This is a genomic window from Goodfellowiella coeruleoviolacea, assembly GCF_024171785.1.
Lineage (GTDB): Bacteria > Actinomycetota > Actinomycetes > Mycobacteriales > Pseudonocardiaceae > Goodfellowiella > Goodfellowiella coeruleoviolacea.
The window spans coordinates 635,787-653,173 of sequence record NZ_JAMTCK010000001.1 but is presented as its reverse complement, the minus strand read 5'-3'; the positions used below and the strand labels follow the sequence as shown (position 1 = coordinate 653,173).

Sequence of the window (17,387 nt, the reverse complement as noted above, 5' to 3'; positions counted from 1 at the left end):
ATGTGGAAGCCTGGTGTCGTGGCTGCCAGCCCTTCCAAGACTCCCGCCGAGAGGTACGCCGAATCCCGTCGTCGCTCCTCCCGGCCGAAGCTGACCGATTTTCTCTCCCTGCTCTCCTTCGAGCTGGACCCGTTCCAGCTCCAGGCGTGCGAGGCCCTCGAAGGAGGACACGGCGTGCTGGTGTGCGCGCCGACCGGAGCGGGCAAGACCGTGGTGGGCGAGTTCGCCGTGCACCTCGCCCTCAGCGAAGGGGGGAAGTGCTTCTACACCACGCCCATCAAGGCGCTGTCCAACCAGAAGTTCGCTGATCTCACCGCCCGCTACGGCTCCGCAATGGTGGGCCTGCTCACCGGGGACACCTCGATCAACGGGGACGCCCCGGTGGTGGTGATGACCACCGAGGTGCTGCGCAACATGCTCTACGCCGGCTCCTCGGCCCTGGCCGGCCTGAGCTACGTGGTGATGGACGAGGTCCACTACCTGGCCGACCGGTTCCGGGGCGCGGTGTGGGAGGAGGTGATCCTGCACCTGCCCGAGTCGGTGAAGGTGGTCAGCCTGTCGGCCACGGTCAGCAACGCCGAGGAGTTCGGCGAGTGGCTGGTGGAGGTGCGCGGGGACACCACCGTGGTGGTGGACGAGCACCGGCCGGTGCCGCTGTGGCAGCACATGCTGGCCGGCGGCCGGCTGCTGGACCTGTTCGTCGGCGAGGCGCCGGACGGGCGGGCCAGGGTCAACCCGCAGCTGCTGCGGGTCACCGAGGAGCTGGGCCGGTTCCACGTGCCGTGGGGGCGCCGGGGCCGCACCGGTGGCCAGAACGGCGGGCCAGGGCCGCGCGGCCCCCGGTTCCGCCCGCCGTCCCGGGTGGACGTGGTGCAGCGGCTGGACCTGGCCGCGCTGCTGCCGGCGATCGTGTTCGTGTTCAGCCGTGCCGGCTGCGACGCCGCGGTCAACCAGTGCGTGCGCGGCGGGCTCCGGCTCAACACCCCCGACGAGGCCGAGCAGGTCCGCCGGATCATCGACGAGCGCACCAGCGACCTGCCCGCCGGCGACCTGCTGGTGCTCGGCTACTGGGAGTGGCGCGAGGCGCTGGAGCGGGGCATCGCCAGCCACCACGCCGGCCTGCTGCCCGCGTTCAAGGAGACCGTGGAGGAGCTGTTCGTCCGCGGCCTGGTCAAGGTCGTGTTCGCCACCGAGACCCTGGCGCTGGGCATCAACATGCCGGCCCGGACCGTGGTGCTGGAGAAGCTGGTCAAGTACAACGGCGAGGCGCACGTCGAGCTGACCCCGGGGGAGTACACCCAGCTCACCGGTCGGGCCGGGCGGCGGGGCATCGACGTGGAGGGCCACGCCGTGGTGGTGTGGCAGCCGGGCATCGACCCCAAGCAGGTCGCCGGGCTGGCCTCGACCCGCACCTACCCGCTGCGCTCGTCGTTCCGGCCCGGCTACAACATGGCGGTCAACCTCGTGCAGCAGGTCGGCGCGGCCGCGGCCAGGGAGCTGCTGGAGCAGTCCTTCGCCCAGTTCCAGGCCGACCGCTCGGTGGTGGGGCTGGCCCGGCGGGTGGAGCGCAACCGGGAGGCGCTGGCCGGCTACGCCGAGGCGATGACCTGCCACCTCGGCGACTTCACCGAGTACGCCGAGCTGCGCCGCAAGGTCTCCGACCGGGAGAAGGCACTGGCCAGGCAGAACAGCTCGGTGCGCCGGGCCGAGGCCGCGGCCTCGCTGGAACGGCTGCGCAAGGGCGATGTCATCGCGGTGCCCTCGGGCCGCCGGGCCGGGCTGGCCGTGGTCATCGACCCCGGCCTGGACCCGCTCGGCGAGCCGAGGCCGTTCGTGCTCACCGAGGACCGCTGGGCCGGCCAGCTCTCGGTCACCGACTTCCCCACCCCGGTGGAGCCGCTGGGTCGGATGAAGCTGCCCAAGCGGGTCGACGTGCGCTCGCCCAAGTCGCGCCGGGACCTGGCGTCCTCGCTGCGCAACACCGGCATCAGCGTGCCGCCGCGCAACCGGCGGCGCTCCGGGGTGGACGAGGACCCGGAGCTGGCCACGCTGCGCCGCGCGCTGCGCGCCCACCCGTGCCACGGCTGCGACGACCGGGAGAGCCACGCCCGGTGGGCCGAGCGCTACCACCGGTTGCGCGCCGAGACCGAGCAGCTGGAACGCCGTGTCGCCGCCACCACCCACTCGCTGGCCAGGGCCTTCGACCGGATCAGGGCGCTGCTGCGGGAACGCGGCTACCTGGCCGTGGCCGAACCGGACGAGACTGCCGGCGCCGAGACGGCCGGGGCGGGCGGCGCGGGTGAGCAGGCGCCGGAGGAGGTGCTCACCGAGCACGGCCGCCGGCTGACCCGGCTCTACAGCGAGTCCGACCTGCTGGCCGCCGAGTGCCTGCGGCACCGGGTGTGGCAGGGGCTGGGGCCGGCGGAGCTGGCCGCGGTGGTGTCCGCACTGGTCTACGAGGCCAGGCGGGACAGCGCGCTGGAGGCGCGGCTGCCGGCCGGGCCGGTCAGCGACGCGTTGGCCGACACCGCCCGGCTGTGGGCCGAGCTGGAGGACGACGAGCGCCGGCACCGGTTGGAGCGGACCCGCGAACCCGACCCGGGCTTCGCCTGGCCGGTGTACCGGTGGGCGCGGGGTGAGTCGCTGGAGCGGGTGCTCACCGCGGCGGAGTCGGCCGGGCAGGAACTCTCGGCCGGCGACTTCGTGCGCTGGTGCCGGCAGGTGGTCGACCTGCTGGACCAGATCCGCAACGTGGTGGGCGGCGGCGATCCGGTGGGTGCGACCGCGGCCAAGGCGGTGGCCGCGCTGCGCCGGGGCGTTGTGGCGATGGGCACGGTCTGACAAAGGTTTTCGGGCCGACTGAGGCGGCCGGGCTGACCTGTGGTTTGATCGCGGCCGGCAGTTGTTGCGTCACGGCCGTGCGCCGACCGCCGTCAACCCAGATCACCACGGCTGACTCAGCCAACCACGACCCGGATCCCGGAGGCCATCATGACCAGCCCGTACGGACCGTCGGGAGGCAACGACCCGCAGCAGTGGGGCCAGCAGCAGCCCTACGGCACCGGGTACAACTCCGGTACTCCGTCCGGTGGGTTCCCCGCGCAGGGCGGTTACGGCCAGCCGGCTGCGCCCGGACAGGGTTATGGGCAGCAGCCGTATCCGGGGTACAGCCCGCAGGCCGACCCGAACGCGGGTCAGCAGCAGACCCAGCCCTACCCCGGCTACGCCCAGCAGGCCGACCCGAACACCGGCCAGCAGCAGGCCCAGGGCTACCCCGGCTACGGCCAGCCGCCCGGCCAGCCCTACCCCGGCTACGGGCAGCAACAGCAGTTCGGCGGTTACGGCCAGCAGCCGGGCGGCTACCCCGGGCCGGAGGCGCCGCAGAAGAAGTCGCCCACGCTGTGGATCGTGCTCGGCGTGGTCGTGGTGGCCATTGCCGCGTTCCTGGTGACCGGCCTGGTCGCACCCGGCTTCCTGAACAGCACGGTGTTCGACAACAAGGCCGTGCAGCAGGGCGTCGAGAAGATCCTCAAGGACGACTACAAGCTGGACAACGTCAGCGACGTGAGCTGCCCGAGCAACAAGAAGGTCGAGGTCGGCAGCACCTTCGAGTGCACCGCCAAGATCGACGGGGACAGCAAGAAGATCAAGATCACGGTCAAGACCGAGGACGGCCAGTACGAGGTCGGCCAACCCGACTGAGCAGCGGATAAGTCATTTCGCGAGCGGTGGGCAGTCCAGGCAGTATCAGCCTGTGACTGCCCACCGTTTACGTCTTCTGGACCAGTCCGAGCTGCGCGCGGCGCAGGACCTGTTCCTCGCGGCCCTGCACCGGCCACCCATCTCGGACGCGGACTGGACCGCGGCCACCACGTACTACGACAACTCCCGGACGCTGGGCGCGTTCGAGGGCGACCGGCTGATCGGCACCGCCACCTCGTGGGCGTCCCGGCTCGCGGTTCCCGGCGGGGCCACCGTGCCCCACGCCGCGATCAGCCGGGTGGGCGTGCGGGCCGACCGCACCCGGCGCGGCGTGCTGAGCGCGCTGCTGCGCAGCCAGTTGACCCAGCTGCGTGAGCAGGGCTCCGTCGCGGCCACCCTGCGGGCCACCGAGGCGGTCATCTACGGCCGGTTCGGCTTCGGCGTGGCCAGCCGCGGCCGCACCCTGGTGGTGGATCGGCGGCGCTCCGCCATGCACGGGCACGCACCCGCCGGCGGCGAGGTGCGGCTGGTGGACACCGACGCGTTCACCTCGGTGCTGCCCACGGTGTTCGAGGCGGTGGGGCCGCAGCGCCCGGGGTGGATCCAGCGCTGGTCGGGCTGGTGGTACCGGCTGGGCCGCCCCGAACCCGGCGAGACCAAGGTCGCGGCCGTGCACACCGGGCCGCACGGGGACGACGGCTTCGTGGTCTACGGCGTGCGGCGGGGCGGCCACGGTGAGAAGAGTGTGCTGACCGTGCGCGACCTGGTGGCCGGCTCGCCCCAGGCGCTGGCCGGGCTGTGGCGGTTCCTGCTGCGGGTGGACCTGGTCGACGAGGTGGTGGCCGAGCTGCGTCCGCTGGACGAGCCGGTGGACCTGATGCTGGCCGACCGCCGGGCCGGCGAGGTGCGCGCGGTCCACGACGAGACCTGGCTGCGGCTGCTGCACGTGCCCGACGCGCTGGCCGCCCGCACCTACGGCGAGGCCAACCCGGTGGTGGTCGAGGTCGCCGACGCCCTGTTGCCCGCCAACCACGGCCACTACCGGATCGGCCCGGACGGTGCCGAACCCACCGACGAGCCGGCGCAGCTGGCCCTGGACGTGACCGCGCTGGCCGCGGCCTACCTGGGTGATGTCGCGCCGTCCACCCTGGCCGCGGCCGGCCTGGTGCAGGTCGCCGACCCGGCCGCGCTGCCCAACGCCGACCGGCTGTTCGCCACCGGCCAGGTGCCGTGGTCGGGCACGTACTTCTGAGGTGAGCGAAACCTGCTGAGGTGGGCGCGACGCGGCGGGCCGCACCGGGTGGTGGTGCGGCCCGCCAGCGGGTCGGTCAGCGGCGGGCGGCGTTGGCGCGCCTGATGAACTCCAGTTGCTCCGGTGACGGGCCGCCGTACTCCGCCTGGATCCGGGCCGCGTTGTCGGCCTGCATCCGGTACAGCGAGTCGCGCAGCCCGCTGTCACCGCCGTGGAACCGCTCCAGCAGCGACATCCACTCGCGGGCCAGCTCCTGTGCCTCGGGCGTGGTCGGGTCCGCGCCGGCCTCGACCGCCGCCTGCACCCGGGGGATCAGCTCCTGCCACTGCTGCTGGACCCGGGTGGCGGAGTCCTCGCCCTGTTGTTCACGCCGCTCCGCCAACTCGGCCAGCTGAGCCTGGCTGAAGTACTTCCGCACTGTCTCGTCCACCGTGGTCACCTTCTGGATGAGTGCCAGGAAGTCGGTGATGTCGGCGTGGTTGGTGGTGCGCAGGCTCGCCAGCACCGTGCTCAACTGGGCCCGCAGCACGCGCATCGCCGCCACCTGCTCGTCGACGTGGTCGCGGTGCCGGGTGAGCAGCGGTTCCAGGGGCACCTCGCCGTTGAGCACCTCGGCGATCGCCTCCAGGGGCAGTCCCAACTGGCGCAGGGCCAGCACCTGGTAGAGGCGGCGCACGTCGGCCTCGCCGTACAGCCGGTGCCCGGAGTGCGTCCGGGCGGACGGGCACACCAGGCCCACCCGGTCGTAGTGGTGCAGGGTGCGCACCGTGAGCCCGGCGGCCTCGGCGAGCTGTCCCACCTTGTAGAGCCGTTCCATCCTGCCGTTCACCTGTCTTCCACCAGCGCGGTCGCGCCGGCGGCCACGACGCTATGACCTGACGTTACGTCAGGAGCAAACGCGCGGTCGCGGCCCTCGTCGAGCCGGCGGAAACCGCCTGCGGGGCACCGGAACGGCCCGATGACTGTCCTTTTGGGACAGACGGTTCGGGTCTGGTCCGAAGTGGATGGTCGGCCCGGCCGGCCGGCCCACCCGTATCCTGCGGTGTGGACGGGGCGGCGACACGGCCGAGGGAGCGCGTCCGGGAAGGGCTGCTGTGCTGAGGTTGGAAGCGGTCGGCAAGCGCTACGGCCGGGGGCGGTGGGTGCTCACCGACGTCACCACCGGGTTCGCCGCCGGTGAGGTGGTCGCGGTCACCGGGGGCAACGGCTCGGGCAAGTCCACGCTGCTGCGCATGCTGGTCGGGCTGACCCGGCCCAGCACCGGCTCGGTGTCCGGCCGGCCGAGGGCGGTCGGCTACGTGCCGGAGCGGTTTCCCGCTGGCGAGCGGATGTCCGCCACGGCCTACCTGACCCACATGGGCCGGGTGCGCGGGCTGACCACGCGGGCGGCCACGGCCGCCGCGACCGGGTTGCTCGACCGGCTCGCGCTGGTGGGCGGGGCGGACACCCCGATCCGCCAGCTCTCCAAGGGCAACGCCCAGAAGGTGGCGCTGGCCCAGGCCCTGCTGGTGCGGCCGGAGCTGCTGGTGCTGGACGAGCCCTGGTCCGGGTTGGACGTGTCCGCGCACGGGGTGCTCAGTGAGATCATCACCGAGGTGGCCGCCGCGGGCGGGTGCGTGGTGTTCACCGACCACCGCGAGGCGGTGACCAGCGCCAACGCCACCCGCACGCACCGGATCAGTGGCGGCCGGCTGTCCAGCGCGGACCGGCCGGCCGGCGCCGGCCACGCCGCCGCGGCCAGGGTGGTGCTGGCCTGGCCGGCCGAGCGGGGTCGGCCCGACGCGCCGGACTGGCCCGCACTGCCCGGTGTGCGCCAGGTGGCCGACGGCGACGGGCGGGTCAGCCTGCGGGTCGCCGAAGCGCACTGCGACGCGCTGCTGCTGACCGCCCTGACCCGGGGCTGGTCGGTGGTCGGCGTGTCGCGCCCGCACGTCGCCGACCGGGCGGCCGGCCCGGCCGTCGAGGGGAGCGCCCGGTGATCGCGCTGGTCCGGTACGCGCTGGCCACCCTGCTGCACTCGCAGCGCTACCTGCCGCCCACGCTGCTGTTCGTCGCCGGGCTGGCCGTGTTCGCCGGCAGCGACAACGGGCCGCTGGCGCCGGTGTACGCGATCTGCGCCGGCGCGCTGTTCGTGTGCGCCACCTGGGTGACCGTGGCCCTGGTCAACGTCGAGGACCCGGTGCTGCGGGCGATCACCGTGGTCAACGCCGGCCGGTCCGGCCGGGTGCTGGCGGCCACGGTGCTCGCCGCACTGGCCTGCTGCCTGGTGCTGGCCGTGGTCGGCCTGGGCTACCCGCTGGTGACCGGCCGCCACCCGGTCACGCCGGTGGCCCTGCTGCTCGGGGCCGAGGCCCAGCTCACCGCCGCCTGCACGGGCGTCGCCGTGGGGCTGGTGTGCTCCCGCCTGGTGATCGGCCGGCCCGGCTACTCCCTGGTGGCGGCGCTGGCGCTGGTGCTGTTCCTGCTGCTGGCGCGGGGCGTGCCGCCGGTCAACCCGCTGGTCAGGCTGCTCACCGAGGAGCGCGCGGCCGAGGACGTGGTCGGGCCGGTCACCGGGTACGCGGCCGCGGCGGTGGTGCTGCTGCTGGCCAGCACGGCGCTCACCCGGTTCGTGGCCGCCCGCCGGGACTGACCGGCGCTGGGCCGGGGCGGGGATGATGTCGGTTTTCCGCCAGCCCCGGCCGGCACCACCGGCGATGCTGGCAGGCGAGCACAGTGAAACCGACTGGCGGGAAGGAAATCCGGATGAGGGCGAGTGCCCTGGCGGCGGGCCACCGCACGCACACCACCGTCGACAGCCCGGTGGGGCCGCTCACCCTGGTGGCGGCCGACGGGGTGCTGACCGGGCTGTACATGCACCAGCAGCGGTACCGGCCGGCCCAGGAGACGTTCGGGGAGCCCGATCCGACACCGTTCGGCGCGGTCGTCGAGCAGCTCACCGCCTACTTCGCCGGCGAGCTGACCCAGTTCGAGCTGCCGCTGACCCTGGCAGGCACCCCGTTCCAGCAGCGGGTCTGGGCGCTGTTGCGGGAGATCCCCTACGGGACCACGGTGTCCTACGGCGAACTCGCCGAGCAGCTCGGCCAGCCCACCGCGGCCCGCGCGGTCGGCCTGGCCAACGGGCGCAACCCGGTCGGCATCATCGTGCCCTGCCACCGCGTGGTGGGCGCCAACGGTGATCTCACCGGCTACGGCGGCGGCCTGGACCGCAAGCGGCAGCTGCTGGACTTCGAACGCGGCAGCCACCCGCTCTGGCTGGACTGACCGGCGAGCGCCCCGGCCAGCGGGGCGCGATGCCAGCACGCCGACAGACAGTCGCGGGAAAACCCTAGTTGTGGCCGACGGTGCACACGTCGGATCACTCCGCTGGGTACAATCCCGGTGACTGAATGCACGCAGGCGCTGCTGGGGGTTCTCGTGCGAGCAGCGAGGCCGGGGCGGGGCCCCCGGCGCGGCGCGGGCGGTGCGATGGGCTCGGCCGAACGTGAACTCACCCGCCTGGTGCGGCGTTTCTCGTTGATCGTGCGCGTCCTGGTCGCGGCCATCACCAGCCTGGTGTCCCTGGCCGTCGAGCCGGCCAGGCAGCCGGTGCCGGCCGCGCTCGTGGTGATCGGCTTCAACCTGTGGAACCTGGGCTACGCCGTGGCCCGCGACCGGGCCAGGGGCGGGCGCTGGCTGGTGCCCGTGGACGTGGCGGTGGTCTGCGCGGTGTGCCTGGCCCAGGTCTGGACGGCGTCCCCGCAGGCGCCGTTCGCCAGGACGACCTGGGTGCTGGCCTCGGCCTCGATCGCGGTGGTCGCCTACCCGTGGCACACCCGAGCCCCGGTCGCGGCCGGCGCCTGCTCCGCGGTGGTGGCCGCCTACCTGGTCGGGGCCGCGCTCACCGAACCGGGCGACTGGGGCGCCGCGGCCCCACTGGGGCTGTGGCTGGGCGCCGAGGCCGTGCTGTCGCGCGCTGTCCTCGTCCTGGTGCGCGCCGGCGCGCGCAGCGCTGACGAGCTGGTCGCCCGGGGCGAGCGGGCCCGCAGGGACGCGGCGGTGGCCGCGGCCCGGCGCGACGACGAGCGCGAGTACCTGGCCGCGCTGCACGACACCGCCTCGGCCACGCTGCTGATGGTCGGCACCGGGGTGGTCCGCGGCCGGGCACCGTGGCTGGCCGAGCAGGCCGCGCGCGACCTGGCGGTGATCCGCGGCCAGGGCCGGGTGCCCGACGGCGAGGTCGACCTGGTGGAGCTGGTGCGGGGCGTGGTCGAGCACGTCCCGCTGCGGGTCAGCTGGCACGCGGACAGCGCGCCGCGGGTGCCCGCGGTGGTGGCCGTCGCCCTGTCGTACGGCACCAGGGAGGCGCTCACCAACGTGGTGCGCCACGCCCGCACCGACCACGCCTCGGTGTCCGTGCGCCGGGCGGGCGGCCAGGTGCTGGTGGAGGTCGCCGACCAGGGTCGGGGGTTCGACCCGGAGCGGGTGCCCGAGCACCGCTACGGGGTGCGGCGGTCCCTGGTCGACCGGCTGGCCAGGGCCGGCGGGCGCGCGGTGGTGACCAGCCGGCCGGGGCAGGGCACGGTGGTGCGGATGGAGTGGCCGGATGAGCCTGACTGACCCGGCCGATCCGGACGCCTCGGCCGGTGTCGACGCCGATCTCATCGTGGCGAAGTTCCTGCAGGGGCTGCACTGGGCCACCGCGGCCACCACCCTGGGTGTCCTCTTCGGACTCCAGGTGCCCGTGGTGCTCGGCCACCGGGACGGCTACTCCTCGGTCGCGGCCCAGTTCCTGGCCATCGGCGTGTTCACCGCGGTCACGCTCGTGGTGGTGGTCGCGGTCCGCAGGGGCCGCCCGGTGGGGTGGTGGCGCTGGCCGATGCTGGCGCTGGTGCTGCTGGTCTCGGTGCTGGCCACCGCGACCGTGCTGCCCGGGCACCACTTCGGCCCGCCGCACTGGTCGTACGGGACGGTGGGCTGGCCCCTGGCGCTGCTGACGCTGGAGCGCGGCATCGGCCCGCTGGCCGGGCTGCTCGGCACCCACTACGCGGCCACCGCGATCCAGGCGGCGGTGGCCGGGCAGAGCACGGCCACCCTGGCCGGGGTGGTCGGCGAGACCGTGGTCACCGCCAGTTTCCAGGTGGCCATCGGGGTGTTCGCCACGGTGCAGCGGCGCATCGCCTCGGCCGCGGTGCGGGCCGCCAGGGAGGAGGAACGGGTGCACACCGCCGAGGCGGTCGCCGCGCAGCTGCACGCCGACCGCAGGGCCAGGTACGCGGAGCTGGCCAGCACCACGGCGCCGCTGCTGGCCGGGCTGGCCTCGGGCGCGCTCGACCCGGCGCACGAGGAGGTGCGCCGCGCGTGCGCGGTGGAGGCGGCCCGGATGCGCCGCCTGTTCGCGGAGGGCGCCGAGGCGCCCGACCCGCTGCTGCACGAACTGCGCGCCTGCATCGACCTGGCCGAGCGCAACGGTGTGTCGGTGCAGTTCGCCCAGCGCGGGGAGCGCCCGCCCGTGCCCGGCGCGGTCCGCCGGCTGCTGACCGAGCCGGCGGTGGCGGCACTGGCCACGGCCAGGAGCACGGCCCGGGTCACCGTCGTGGGCACCGGCGGGACGGTGACCGTCAGCGTCGTGGCGGACGCGCCGCCCGAGGCCGTGCCAGCGGTCGAAACCACGGAGCTGACCACGTCCACAGTGGTCTCGGAGGAGCGGATTTGGGTCAAGGTGACATGGCGGGCGCGGACGTGACTACGGTGGTCCTGGTGGACGACCACCCCGTGGTCGTGGCCGGGGTGAAGGCGTGGTGCGCGGCGGCGAGCCCGCCGATCGAGGTGGTCGACGCCGGGCCGAGCGTGGCGGTGGCGTGGCTGGATCCCGGCGACCGCGCCGACGTGGTCGTGCTCGACCTGCAACTCGACATCACCGGGCCGGCCTACGGTGACCTCAAGCGGCTGGTGGACGCCGGCCGCCAGGTCGTGGTCTACACCATGCGCGACGACCGGGACACCGCACTGACCTGTTTGGACATCGGCGCGTTCACCTACCTGACCAAGGCCGAGGGGGAGGCGCACCTGGTCGCCGCGATCCGGGCCGCCGCCAACAACACCCCCTACACGCCGCCCGCGCTGTCCGGGGCGATCGGCACCGACACCCGGTCGAACCGGCCGCGCCTGGCGCCCCGCGAGATCGACGTGCTGCTGGAGTGGTTCCACTGCGAGTCCAAGGAGATGGTCGCGAAGAAGCTGAAGCTGTCGGTGCGCACGGTGAACACCTACCTGGACCGGGTGCGCGTCAAGTACGCCAGCATCGGCCGGGAGGCGCCGACCAAGGCCTCCCTGGTCGCCAGGGCCATCCAGGACGGGCTCATCGGGGTGGACGAGCTGTGAGCCGGACCTGACCGGGGCCGCTGCGCGACGGTGGGGCACACCGGCAGCGTAGGTGTTCCGGCGGCCGGCAAATGAGGGGTGAATGACCGACATGTTCCGGACGAACCCGTTCCTATCCTGCGCACAGGACAAGACAGTCAGGAGGGGCGCACCGCCGCCCACCACACCGAGCACGTGGTGTGCCGGCGGCCGGCGAAGGGGATGACGCGTCTGATGCACGCCAGGGGAGTGGCGGGTGCTACCCGGTTTCCGTGCGCGGGAACCGGCACCCGAGGCGGGTTCGGTTCGGGGGAGTCGCCCAGTGGCTGGCAGGACGTTGACCGGGTCGGGGTGCTGCTGGAGGTGGCGGTCCTGGAGACGCTGACCGCCAGGCACCGGGCCCGGCCGGGGTTCCTGTCGAGCGCGATGAGCGTGGTCGCGGCCAGCACCGGGCAGCCGGTGCGACGCGGACACCGGGGGGTGCCGGGTGCGGTCGCCGCCCAGGCCGGGTCAGGCGAGGGCCGGCCTGCCGGCGTCACCGGCCTCGGCCACGCCATCGCGCGTTCTCGGTCGAGCACCGCCGAGAACCGCGTCAGCGGGGACCGCAGGGGGTGCGCCGCGGTTCCTCCGAGGATCAGGCGAGCGGTGTTCACGAACTTGGAGGAGTCATGACCCAGTCCGGACCGGACTGGCAGCAGCCGTCCGCTCAGCCGGCCAACACCGGTGAAGCGCAGTTTCCCAGCGGCTACTTCCAGCCCACCACACCGGCCGGCGGCACGCCGGTCGGCCAGCCGGGCGGCGCGCCGGCGCCCAGGATGGTGAAGCGGACCCCGGTGGTGGTGCTCGCGGTGCTGGTCGGCGTGCTCGTGCTGACCACCGGGCTGTTCACCACGCTGTTCCTGGTGGCCAGGGGCAACCACAACGAGGCGAGCGAGCGGCTCGCCGCGGTGGAGAAGAGCATCGAGGACACCAACGGGCAGATCCAGAGCGCGAAGTCCAGTCTGGACGACGTCGAGCGGGCGCACGACGACCTGGAGAGCCAGAACAGCACGCTGCACCGGTGCGCGGACTCGGCCAAGGCGGCCATCCTGGCGGCCCAGGGCGCGGACCAGGCGGCGGTGCAAACCCAGGTCGGGCGCATGTACGACAACTGCGGATAGCCGACCACGCCCATCAGCCACGCCGTACGCGCGCCCCGGAGGACATCGTGACCGAGCCAAGGCCGGACGGGCTGCCCCAGCCGTCCGCGTACCCCGCGGCCAACCAGCCGCACCCCACCGACCCGTACCCCAACCAGGCCAACGCCTATCCGCAGGCGGCCTACCCCGGTCAGGCCGGCGGGCAGCCGCCGGCACCCGGCTACCCGCCGAACCCGACCGCCACGCCCGGCGGCGGACTGCCCGTACCTCCCGCGATGCCCGGGGGCCAGCCAGGACCCCGGCTGGCCAAGCGGTCCACGATGGTCGCGCTGGCGGTGGTCGCTGGCGTGCTGCTGATCGCCACGGGCCTGTTCACCACGCTGTTCGTGGTGGAGAACGGCCACCACCGCGACGTGGTCGAGCAGATCGCGGTCAAGGAGAAGCAGGCCGGCGAGTCCAGCGGCGAGCTGGACTCGGTGAAGTCGTCACTGCAGTCGGCCGAGCAGAGCAAGAGCGACCTGGAGAGCCAGAACAGCAAGCTGACCATGTGCGTTGACGCGGCCAAGGAATGGCTGAACGGCACCCAGGGCACGCCCGAGTACCAGGCGGCACTGGACCGGATGTTCGACCACTGCCAGTAGCCGGCACCCGCCCCCGGGGCTCTCGCGGCCGCACCGCCCAGCAACGGCGGTGCGGCCGCTGGCGTTCGCGGCACCGGCCGGCCAGTGTGGACCGGCGACGCCCGGACCGGCGACGGGCACGGCACCGGCTGGGCCGGTGCCGGTGGGAGTGTGCACCTGATGGGCGACCGGCTCTACCTGGAGCACGTGCCCGGCGGCGGGCCACCGGATCACGGTGACCCGCCTCGGCCGCTGGCGCGTGCGGTCACCCGCTGTCCGACATCAGCCGCGGACAACGGTCAGCAGGACCACCGATGTGATCGGAGGAAATAACCGGTTCCGTTGTTCCCGACGAAGTTCCCCTTGCCGCCCTTCGCGGTGCACCCCGCGCGCGAACCGCCGTAGTTGGCCCCCGTGTAGTAGGACACCGAGGCCCCGGAGGTCCCGTTGTTGTAGACCGACTGCGCCCTCTTGCTGGCCGACCAGGAACACTTGAGGTCGCCACTCCGCCAGTCGGGATCGTCACCCGGCCAGTGGCACATCTCCCCGGACCCGTTGTCGCCCGTCCAGAAGCACACGTGCTGCGAGGGGCAGTCACTCCACCCCGGTACCGGCGCTGCCAGCGCCGAACTCGGCACCCCCACCCCGATGACGAGCAGTGCCACCGCCAACGCGCGCAGAAGCAGAATTCGAACTCTCGACACCACAGCCCCCTCTGGCTGAATTCGCTCAGCTGCGAAATGGGTGGAACTTTCCGCGCTTTCCGCACACCCCCGCGCGGTTCGGTCCAGTGCGTGCGGAAGAGTGTTGACATCCCCTCGGAGTCCCACCACGTCGAAGGTTAACCAGTCGGCAAACCGCCCGCAAGACGCCGTTGTTGCGCTGTGCGGCATGCTACCCGTGCGGACGAATCATTCCCGTCGCGCGCGCATATTCCTGTTCTTGGTGAATCAGAATCCCGCAAATAACGGCAATGTCGATATTCTTTTCGCTGGCGCGGCTGGGCACGCGCTGGTGAGCACGCGCTGGTGAGCACGCGCTGGTGGGCACGCCCGCGTCGGCGAGGACCCCGTCTGTCGACCGCACGCCGCTCCGCGCGGCGTTTACCGGCACGGGTTCAGGACCGGTCCCGAACGGCGGCACTAGCGTCTGGACCTGCTTCACCAGAACCGCTCCGCAAGAGAATCGGGTGAGTAGAGTGAAGAAGCGCAGCGTTCTCGCCGCCATCGGAACGGCGGTGCTCTCCCTGGCGTTCTCCGTGTCGCCGTCGGCATCGGCATCCACGTCCACGTCCATGTCGGAGGCCCCCGGCGTTGCCTCGTCGACGTATCCGTGCTCCATTGTGGCCAAGTCGCCGAACATCAACGTCCGCAAGGAGCCGACCACCAAGTCGCAGGTGGTGAGCGTGATGCGGTACGGGGATGTGTGGGCGGCGTACTGCGACCTGGTTCCCGGGGAGAACATCGCGGTGTGCGGCTCGGCGGCGCACAACCTTTGGGTCAGGGTGCCGATCGGCTTCGTGCACAAGGAATGCGTCTACTGGGTGCAGGTTCCCACGCCCTGACCAACCGATGCGCTCGTCCGGCCCGGCTGTGTCCGGCCGTGGACGAGCACCGCCGATGACCGTCCGATGTGGACAGGGGCGCGGCCGTGCCAGGGCATCCCACCCTGGTGTTCGCCCGACGCCCTGGCCGCGCCCCACGCAGGCGGTGCCGCCCCTGGTGGCCAGGGCGCACGAGCGCGGCGAGCGCGTCGTGTCGATCCGCACGCGCGTTCGCGTTGGCGGCCGCAGGAGTCCCGGATGGACGCGAAGCCACGACGCACTGGCCCATGCCGAGGGCGAACCAGGTTCGCCCTCGGGGGCCGGAACGGACCGGGGGCCGCCGCGGCCGGCGGTCAGAACACGTAGCGGCGCACGGTCTCCGGGTGGATGACGAGCCGAACCCAGTGCTCGGCCAGTATCCCGGCGAGGGCGTCGGCGCGGGCCGGGTCGTCGAGGTCCCAGTACCGGGCGGCCAGGCGGCGGCACAGTTCGTGTGCTCCGTCGGGTTCCACCGTGGTGCGGCCGGCGACCGAGAGCCAGCGCTCGCGCTCACCGACCGGGGCGGCGACGACGATCGAGGCGCGGGGGTCGCGGCGCAGGCGCCGCACCTTGACCGAGTCCGGGGCGGTGAACAGTTGGATCGTGCCCTCGTCGGTGGCCTCGAACCACACCGGCAGAGGCTGCGGCGGCAGCGGCCCGGCGGCCACGGACAGGAAACCGTGCAGGGGTCGGCGCAGGAATTCGAGGTCCTCGGTGGTCAGCGAACTGGTGTCGGTGCTCATGACGGCCCTTCCATACAGGCGAGGGGAGTGGTTGCGAGGTCGTGGGTCGGGGTCGGCGTCCGGCCGGTGCCGGTGGGCGTCACCGCCCCCAGGCTCCCGCCGCCGCGGCCCGCACGACGTAGTCCTCGAAGGTGCGGGGCGCCCGGCCGAGCAGGGTGGCGAGATCATCGGTGGTCGTGGCGAGCAGTCCGCGTTCCATCAGCACGAACATCTCGGCGACGTGGTGGGCGTCGCCCTCGCTCAAGCCCTGCCCGACCAGGGTCGCGGCGTACTCGGCCGGGGAGATCTGCCGGTAGGTGAGGGATCGTCCGGACGCCCGGGAGATCAGCTCAACGGCCTCGGCGAAGGTGAGCGCGCGTGGCCCGGTCAGCTCGTAGACCCGTCCGGCGTGCCGGCCGGCCTCGGTCAGCACCGCGGCCGCGGCGTCGGCGACGTCCTCGACGTCGATGAACGGCTCGGGAACCGCGCCGGCCGGGAGCGCCAGCTCCCCGGCGAGCAGCGGGGCGTGGAAGACGTCCTCGTCGAAGTTCTGGTCGAAGTTCGACGGCCGCAGCACGGTCCACTCCAGTGCCGAGCCGCGCACGGCCTCCTCGGCCGACCGCATGTCCAGCCCGAACGTGGAGTCACCCCAGGTGTCGGCGCCGCGCCCGGAGAGCAGGACCAGCCGCCGCACCCCGGCGGCCTCGGCCCTGGCCACGAACTCGTGCACCGGGCCAGGCACGGTCGGGGCCACCAGGTACACGGCGGCGACACCGCGCAGGGCCGCGTCCCAGCCGCCGGGGTCGGTCCAGTCGAAGGGGGTCGGACTGGTCCGGGAGGCGGCGCGCACCGGCGTGCCACGCAGCCGCAGCCGGGCGGCGACCCGCCGGCCGGTCTTGCCGGTCGCGCCGAGGACAAGGGTGGTGTCGTTGCGCATGACGCTGATTTAACCCGGTCAACTCGGACGAACCCATAGGTGAGAAGCCGGATCGCCTGTGTGTTCGTCTAACCTGGCTGGGTGGACGCGTTCAGTGACCTGATCCGCGGGGTGCGGGCCCACGGCTCGCTGTTCGGCAGTTCGACCCTGTCCCCACCCTGGGCGCTGCACTTCGTGGACGGCGCGCCGCTGACCCTGTGCACCGTCCTCACCGGGGCGGGCTGGATCGTGCCGGAGCACCACCCGCCCGAGCCGCTGCGCGCCCGCGAGACGATCATCGTGCGCGGCCCCGCCACGTTCACCTTCGTCGACGAGGTCGGCACCCGCGCCGAGCCGATCGCGTGCGGTGAGCACTGCGCGACGCCCGAGCAGGGTGGGACCCGGTACCGGCTCGGCTGGACCGATCCCGGCGACGACACCGGTGCCGGCAGTGGTGCGACGACCCTGATCGTCGGCGCCTACCCGGTGCGCGGCGAGATCAGCCGCCGGCTGCTGGACGCGCTGCCCGTGGTGCTGCGGGTGGATGCCGGGGGCACGGCCGACCCCGTGCTGGACCACCTCGCCGCCGAGGTCGCCGTGGACACCCCGGGCCAGCAGGTGGTGCTCGACCGGTTGCTGGACTGGATGCTGGTCTGCACGCTGCGCGAGTGGTTCGACCGGCCCGGCGGTGAGCCACCGGCCTGGTGGGCCGCGCAGCGGGACCCGGTGGTCGGCCACGCGCTGCGCCTGCTGCACGCCGAACCGGCCGCGCCGTGGACGGTCGCCGCGCTGGCCGAGCACACCGGGGTGTCGCGGTCGACGCTGGCCAAGCGGTTCGCCGAGCTGGTTGGCGAGCCGCCGCTGACCTACCTCACCCGCTGGCGGATGACGCTCGCGGCGGACCTGCTGGTCGAGCAGGCGAGCGCGACCGTCACGGAGGTCGCCCGCGCGGTGGGCTACGCCGACCCGTTCGGGTTCAGCGCGGCGTTCAAACGGGTCCGGGGCGTCAGCCCGAGCGAGTTCCGGCGCACCGCGACCACCGCCACCAGCAGTGGGTCATCCGCCCGACTGGGGTGAGGGGGCCTGCCCCGGCCGGTGGACAGCGGTGAACG

The 17,387-nt window shown here is 73.3% G+C and carries 18 protein-coding genes; 13 read left to right on the top strand and 5 right to left on the bottom strand.

The window, feature by feature from the left end; all coding sequences use genetic code 11:
- The first annotated feature begins 18 nt into the window (after positions 1–18).
- The 3 genes from LX83_RS02665 (at position 19) to LX83_RS02655 (ending at position 4,954) form a co-directional block, all read left to right on the top strand.
- A complete protein-coding gene (locus tag LX83_RS02665) occupies positions 19–2,841 on the top strand; it encodes a DEAD/DEAH box helicase (protein WP_253766550.1) in 2,823 nt (940 codons plus the stop codon).
- 150 nt (positions 2,842–2,991) lie between these two features.
- A complete protein-coding gene (locus tag LX83_RS02660) occupies positions 2,992–3,702 on the top strand; it encodes a DUF4333 domain-containing protein (protein WP_253766548.1) in 711 nt (236 codons plus the stop codon).
- Positions 3,703–3,754: 52 nt separating this feature from the next.
- Positions 3,755–4,954, top strand: a complete 1,200-nt coding sequence (locus LX83_RS02655; RefSeq protein WP_253766546.1) for a GNAT family N-acetyltransferase — start codon at positions 3,755–3,757, stop codon at positions 4,952–4,954.
- 76 nt (positions 4,955–5,030) lie between these two features.
- Here the strand turns inward: LX83_RS02655 and LX83_RS02650 are convergent, their stop codons facing one another.
- Entirely contained in the window at positions 5,031–5,783 is a 753-nt protein-coding gene (locus LX83_RS02650) for a MerR family transcriptional regulator (RefSeq protein WP_253766544.1), read from the bottom strand.
- 265 nt (positions 5,784–6,048) lie between these two features.
- On the opposite strand from LX83_RS02650, the gene LX83_RS02645 reads away from it, so the two are divergent.
- From LX83_RS02645 to LX83_RS02610, 8 genes are all read left to right on the top strand, one after another.
- Positions 6,049–6,933, top strand: coding sequence for an ATP-binding cassette domain-containing protein (locus LX83_RS02645; protein WP_253766542.1), 885 nt, complete (start codon positions 6,049–6,051; stop codon positions 6,931–6,933).
- On the top strand, positions 6,930–7,586 hold the full coding sequence (locus LX83_RS02640) for a hypothetical protein (RefSeq protein ID WP_253766541.1): 657 nt from the start codon (positions 6,930–6,932) through the stop codon (positions 7,584–7,586). Before LX83_RS02645 ends, LX83_RS02640 begins: the two co-directional genes overlap by 4 nt.
- Positions 7,587–7,699: 113 nt before the next feature.
- Positions 7,700–8,218 carry a methylated-DNA--[protein]-cysteine S-methyltransferase gene (locus LX83_RS02635; protein ID WP_253766539.1) on the top strand — a complete coding sequence of 173 codons (519 nt, stop codon included), beginning with the start codon at positions 7,700–7,702 and terminating at the stop codon, positions 8,216–8,218.
- Between the two features lie 117 nt (positions 8,219–8,335).
- A complete protein-coding gene (locus tag LX83_RS38290) occupies positions 8,336–9,553 on the top strand; it encodes a sensor histidine kinase (protein ID WP_253766537.1) in 1,218 nt (405 codons plus the stop codon).
- Positions 9,540–10,679: a hypothetical protein gene (locus LX83_RS02625; RefSeq protein WP_253766535.1), complete on the top strand. Its 1,140-nt coding sequence runs from the start codon at positions 9,540–9,542 to the stop codon at positions 10,677–10,679. Before LX83_RS38290 ends, LX83_RS02625 begins: the two co-directional genes overlap by 14 nt.
- Positions 10,680–10,693: 14 nt before the next feature.
- Positions 10,694–11,317, top strand: a complete 624-nt coding sequence (locus tag LX83_RS02620; protein WP_308203896.1) for a response regulator transcription factor — start codon at positions 10,694–10,696, stop codon at positions 11,315–11,317.
- A 647-nt stretch (positions 11,318–11,964) separates the two neighbouring features.
- Positions 11,965–12,456, top strand: coding sequence for a hypothetical protein (locus LX83_RS02615; RefSeq protein ID WP_253766531.1), 492 nt, complete (start codon positions 11,965–11,967; stop codon positions 12,454–12,456).
- A gap of 47 nt (positions 12,457–12,503) precedes the next feature.
- Positions 12,504–13,076 carry a hypothetical protein gene (locus LX83_RS02610; RefSeq protein WP_253766528.1) on the top strand — a complete coding sequence of 191 codons (573 nt, stop codon included), beginning with the start codon at positions 12,504–12,506 and terminating at the stop codon, positions 13,074–13,076.
- A 278-nt stretch (positions 13,077–13,354) separates the two neighbouring features.
- On the opposite strand, the gene LX83_RS38625 is transcribed toward LX83_RS02610, so the two are convergent.
- Complete coding sequence (locus LX83_RS38625) at positions 13,355–13,948, bottom strand: peptidase inhibitor family I36 protein (RefSeq protein ID WP_407649456.1); 594 nt, start codon at positions 13,946–13,948, stop codon at positions 13,355–13,357.
- Between the two features lies 1 nt (position 13,949).
- Complete coding sequence (locus tag LX83_RS02605; RefSeq protein WP_253766526.1) at positions 13,950–14,351, bottom strand: hypothetical protein; 402 nt, start codon at positions 14,349–14,351, stop codon at positions 13,950–13,952.
- Between LX83_RS02605 and LX83_RS02600 the strand changes: the two genes are divergently transcribed.
- Complete coding sequence (locus LX83_RS02600) at positions 14,350–14,619, top strand: hypothetical protein (RefSeq protein WP_253766524.1); 270 nt, start codon at positions 14,350–14,352, stop codon at positions 14,617–14,619. The genes LX83_RS02605 and LX83_RS02600 overlap by 2 nt on opposite strands.
- Before the next feature lie 332 nt (positions 14,620–14,951).
- Here LX83_RS02600 and LX83_RS02595 read toward each other — a convergent pair whose 3' ends face one another.
- Positions 14,952–15,380, bottom strand: coding sequence for a pyridoxamine 5'-phosphate oxidase family protein (locus LX83_RS02595; RefSeq protein WP_253766522.1), 429 nt, complete (start codon positions 15,378–15,380; stop codon positions 14,952–14,954).
- A 79-nt stretch (positions 15,381–15,459) separates the two neighbouring features.
- Positions 15,460–16,296: an NAD(P)H-binding protein gene (locus LX83_RS02590; protein WP_253766520.1), complete on the bottom strand. Its 837-nt coding sequence runs from the start codon at positions 16,294–16,296 to the stop codon at positions 15,460–15,462.
- A gap of 81 nt (positions 16,297–16,377) precedes the next feature.
- Between LX83_RS02590 and LX83_RS02585 the strand changes: the two genes are divergently transcribed.
- Positions 16,378–17,352: a cupin domain-containing protein gene (locus LX83_RS02585; RefSeq protein ID WP_253766518.1), complete on the top strand. Its 975-nt coding sequence runs from the start codon at positions 16,378–16,380 to the stop codon at positions 17,350–17,352.
- Positions 17,353–17,387: the final 35 nt, after the last annotated feature.

Bases quoted from the DNA above. Each gene is read 5' to 3' on its own strand.
- LX83_RS02660 (WP_253766548.1), top strand. From the start codon at position 2,992: ATGACCAGCCCGTACGGACCGTCGGGAGGCAACGACCCGCAGCAGTGG.
- LX83_RS02635 (WP_253766539.1), top strand. From the start codon at position 7,700: ATGAGGGCGAGTGCCCTGGCGGCGGGCCACCGCACGCACACCACCGTC.
- LX83_RS02625 (WP_253766535.1), top strand. From the start codon at position 9,540: ATGAGCCTGACTGACCCGGCCGATCCGGACGCCTCGGCCGGTGTCGAC.
- LX83_RS02615 (WP_253766531.1), top strand. From the start codon at position 11,965: ATGACCCAGTCCGGACCGGACTGGCAGCAGCCGTCCGCTCAGCCGGCC.
- LX83_RS38625 (WP_407649456.1), bottom strand. From the start codon at position 13,948: ATGCCGCACAGCGCAACAACGGCGTCTTGCGGGCGGTTTGCCGACTGG.
- LX83_RS02600 (WP_253766524.1), top strand. From the start codon at position 14,350: ATGTCGGAGGCCCCCGGCGTTGCCTCGTCGACGTATCCGTGCTCCATT.
- LX83_RS02605 (WP_253766526.1), bottom strand. From the start codon at position 14,351: ATGGACGTGGACGTGGATGCCGATGCCGACGGCGACACGGAGAACGCC.
- LX83_RS02595 (WP_253766522.1), bottom strand. From the start codon at position 15,380: ATGAGCACCGACACCAGTTCGCTGACCACCGAGGACCTCGAATTCCTG.
- LX83_RS02590 (WP_253766520.1), bottom strand. From the start codon at position 16,296: ATGCGCAACGACACCACCCTTGTCCTCGGCGCGACCGGCAAGACCGGC.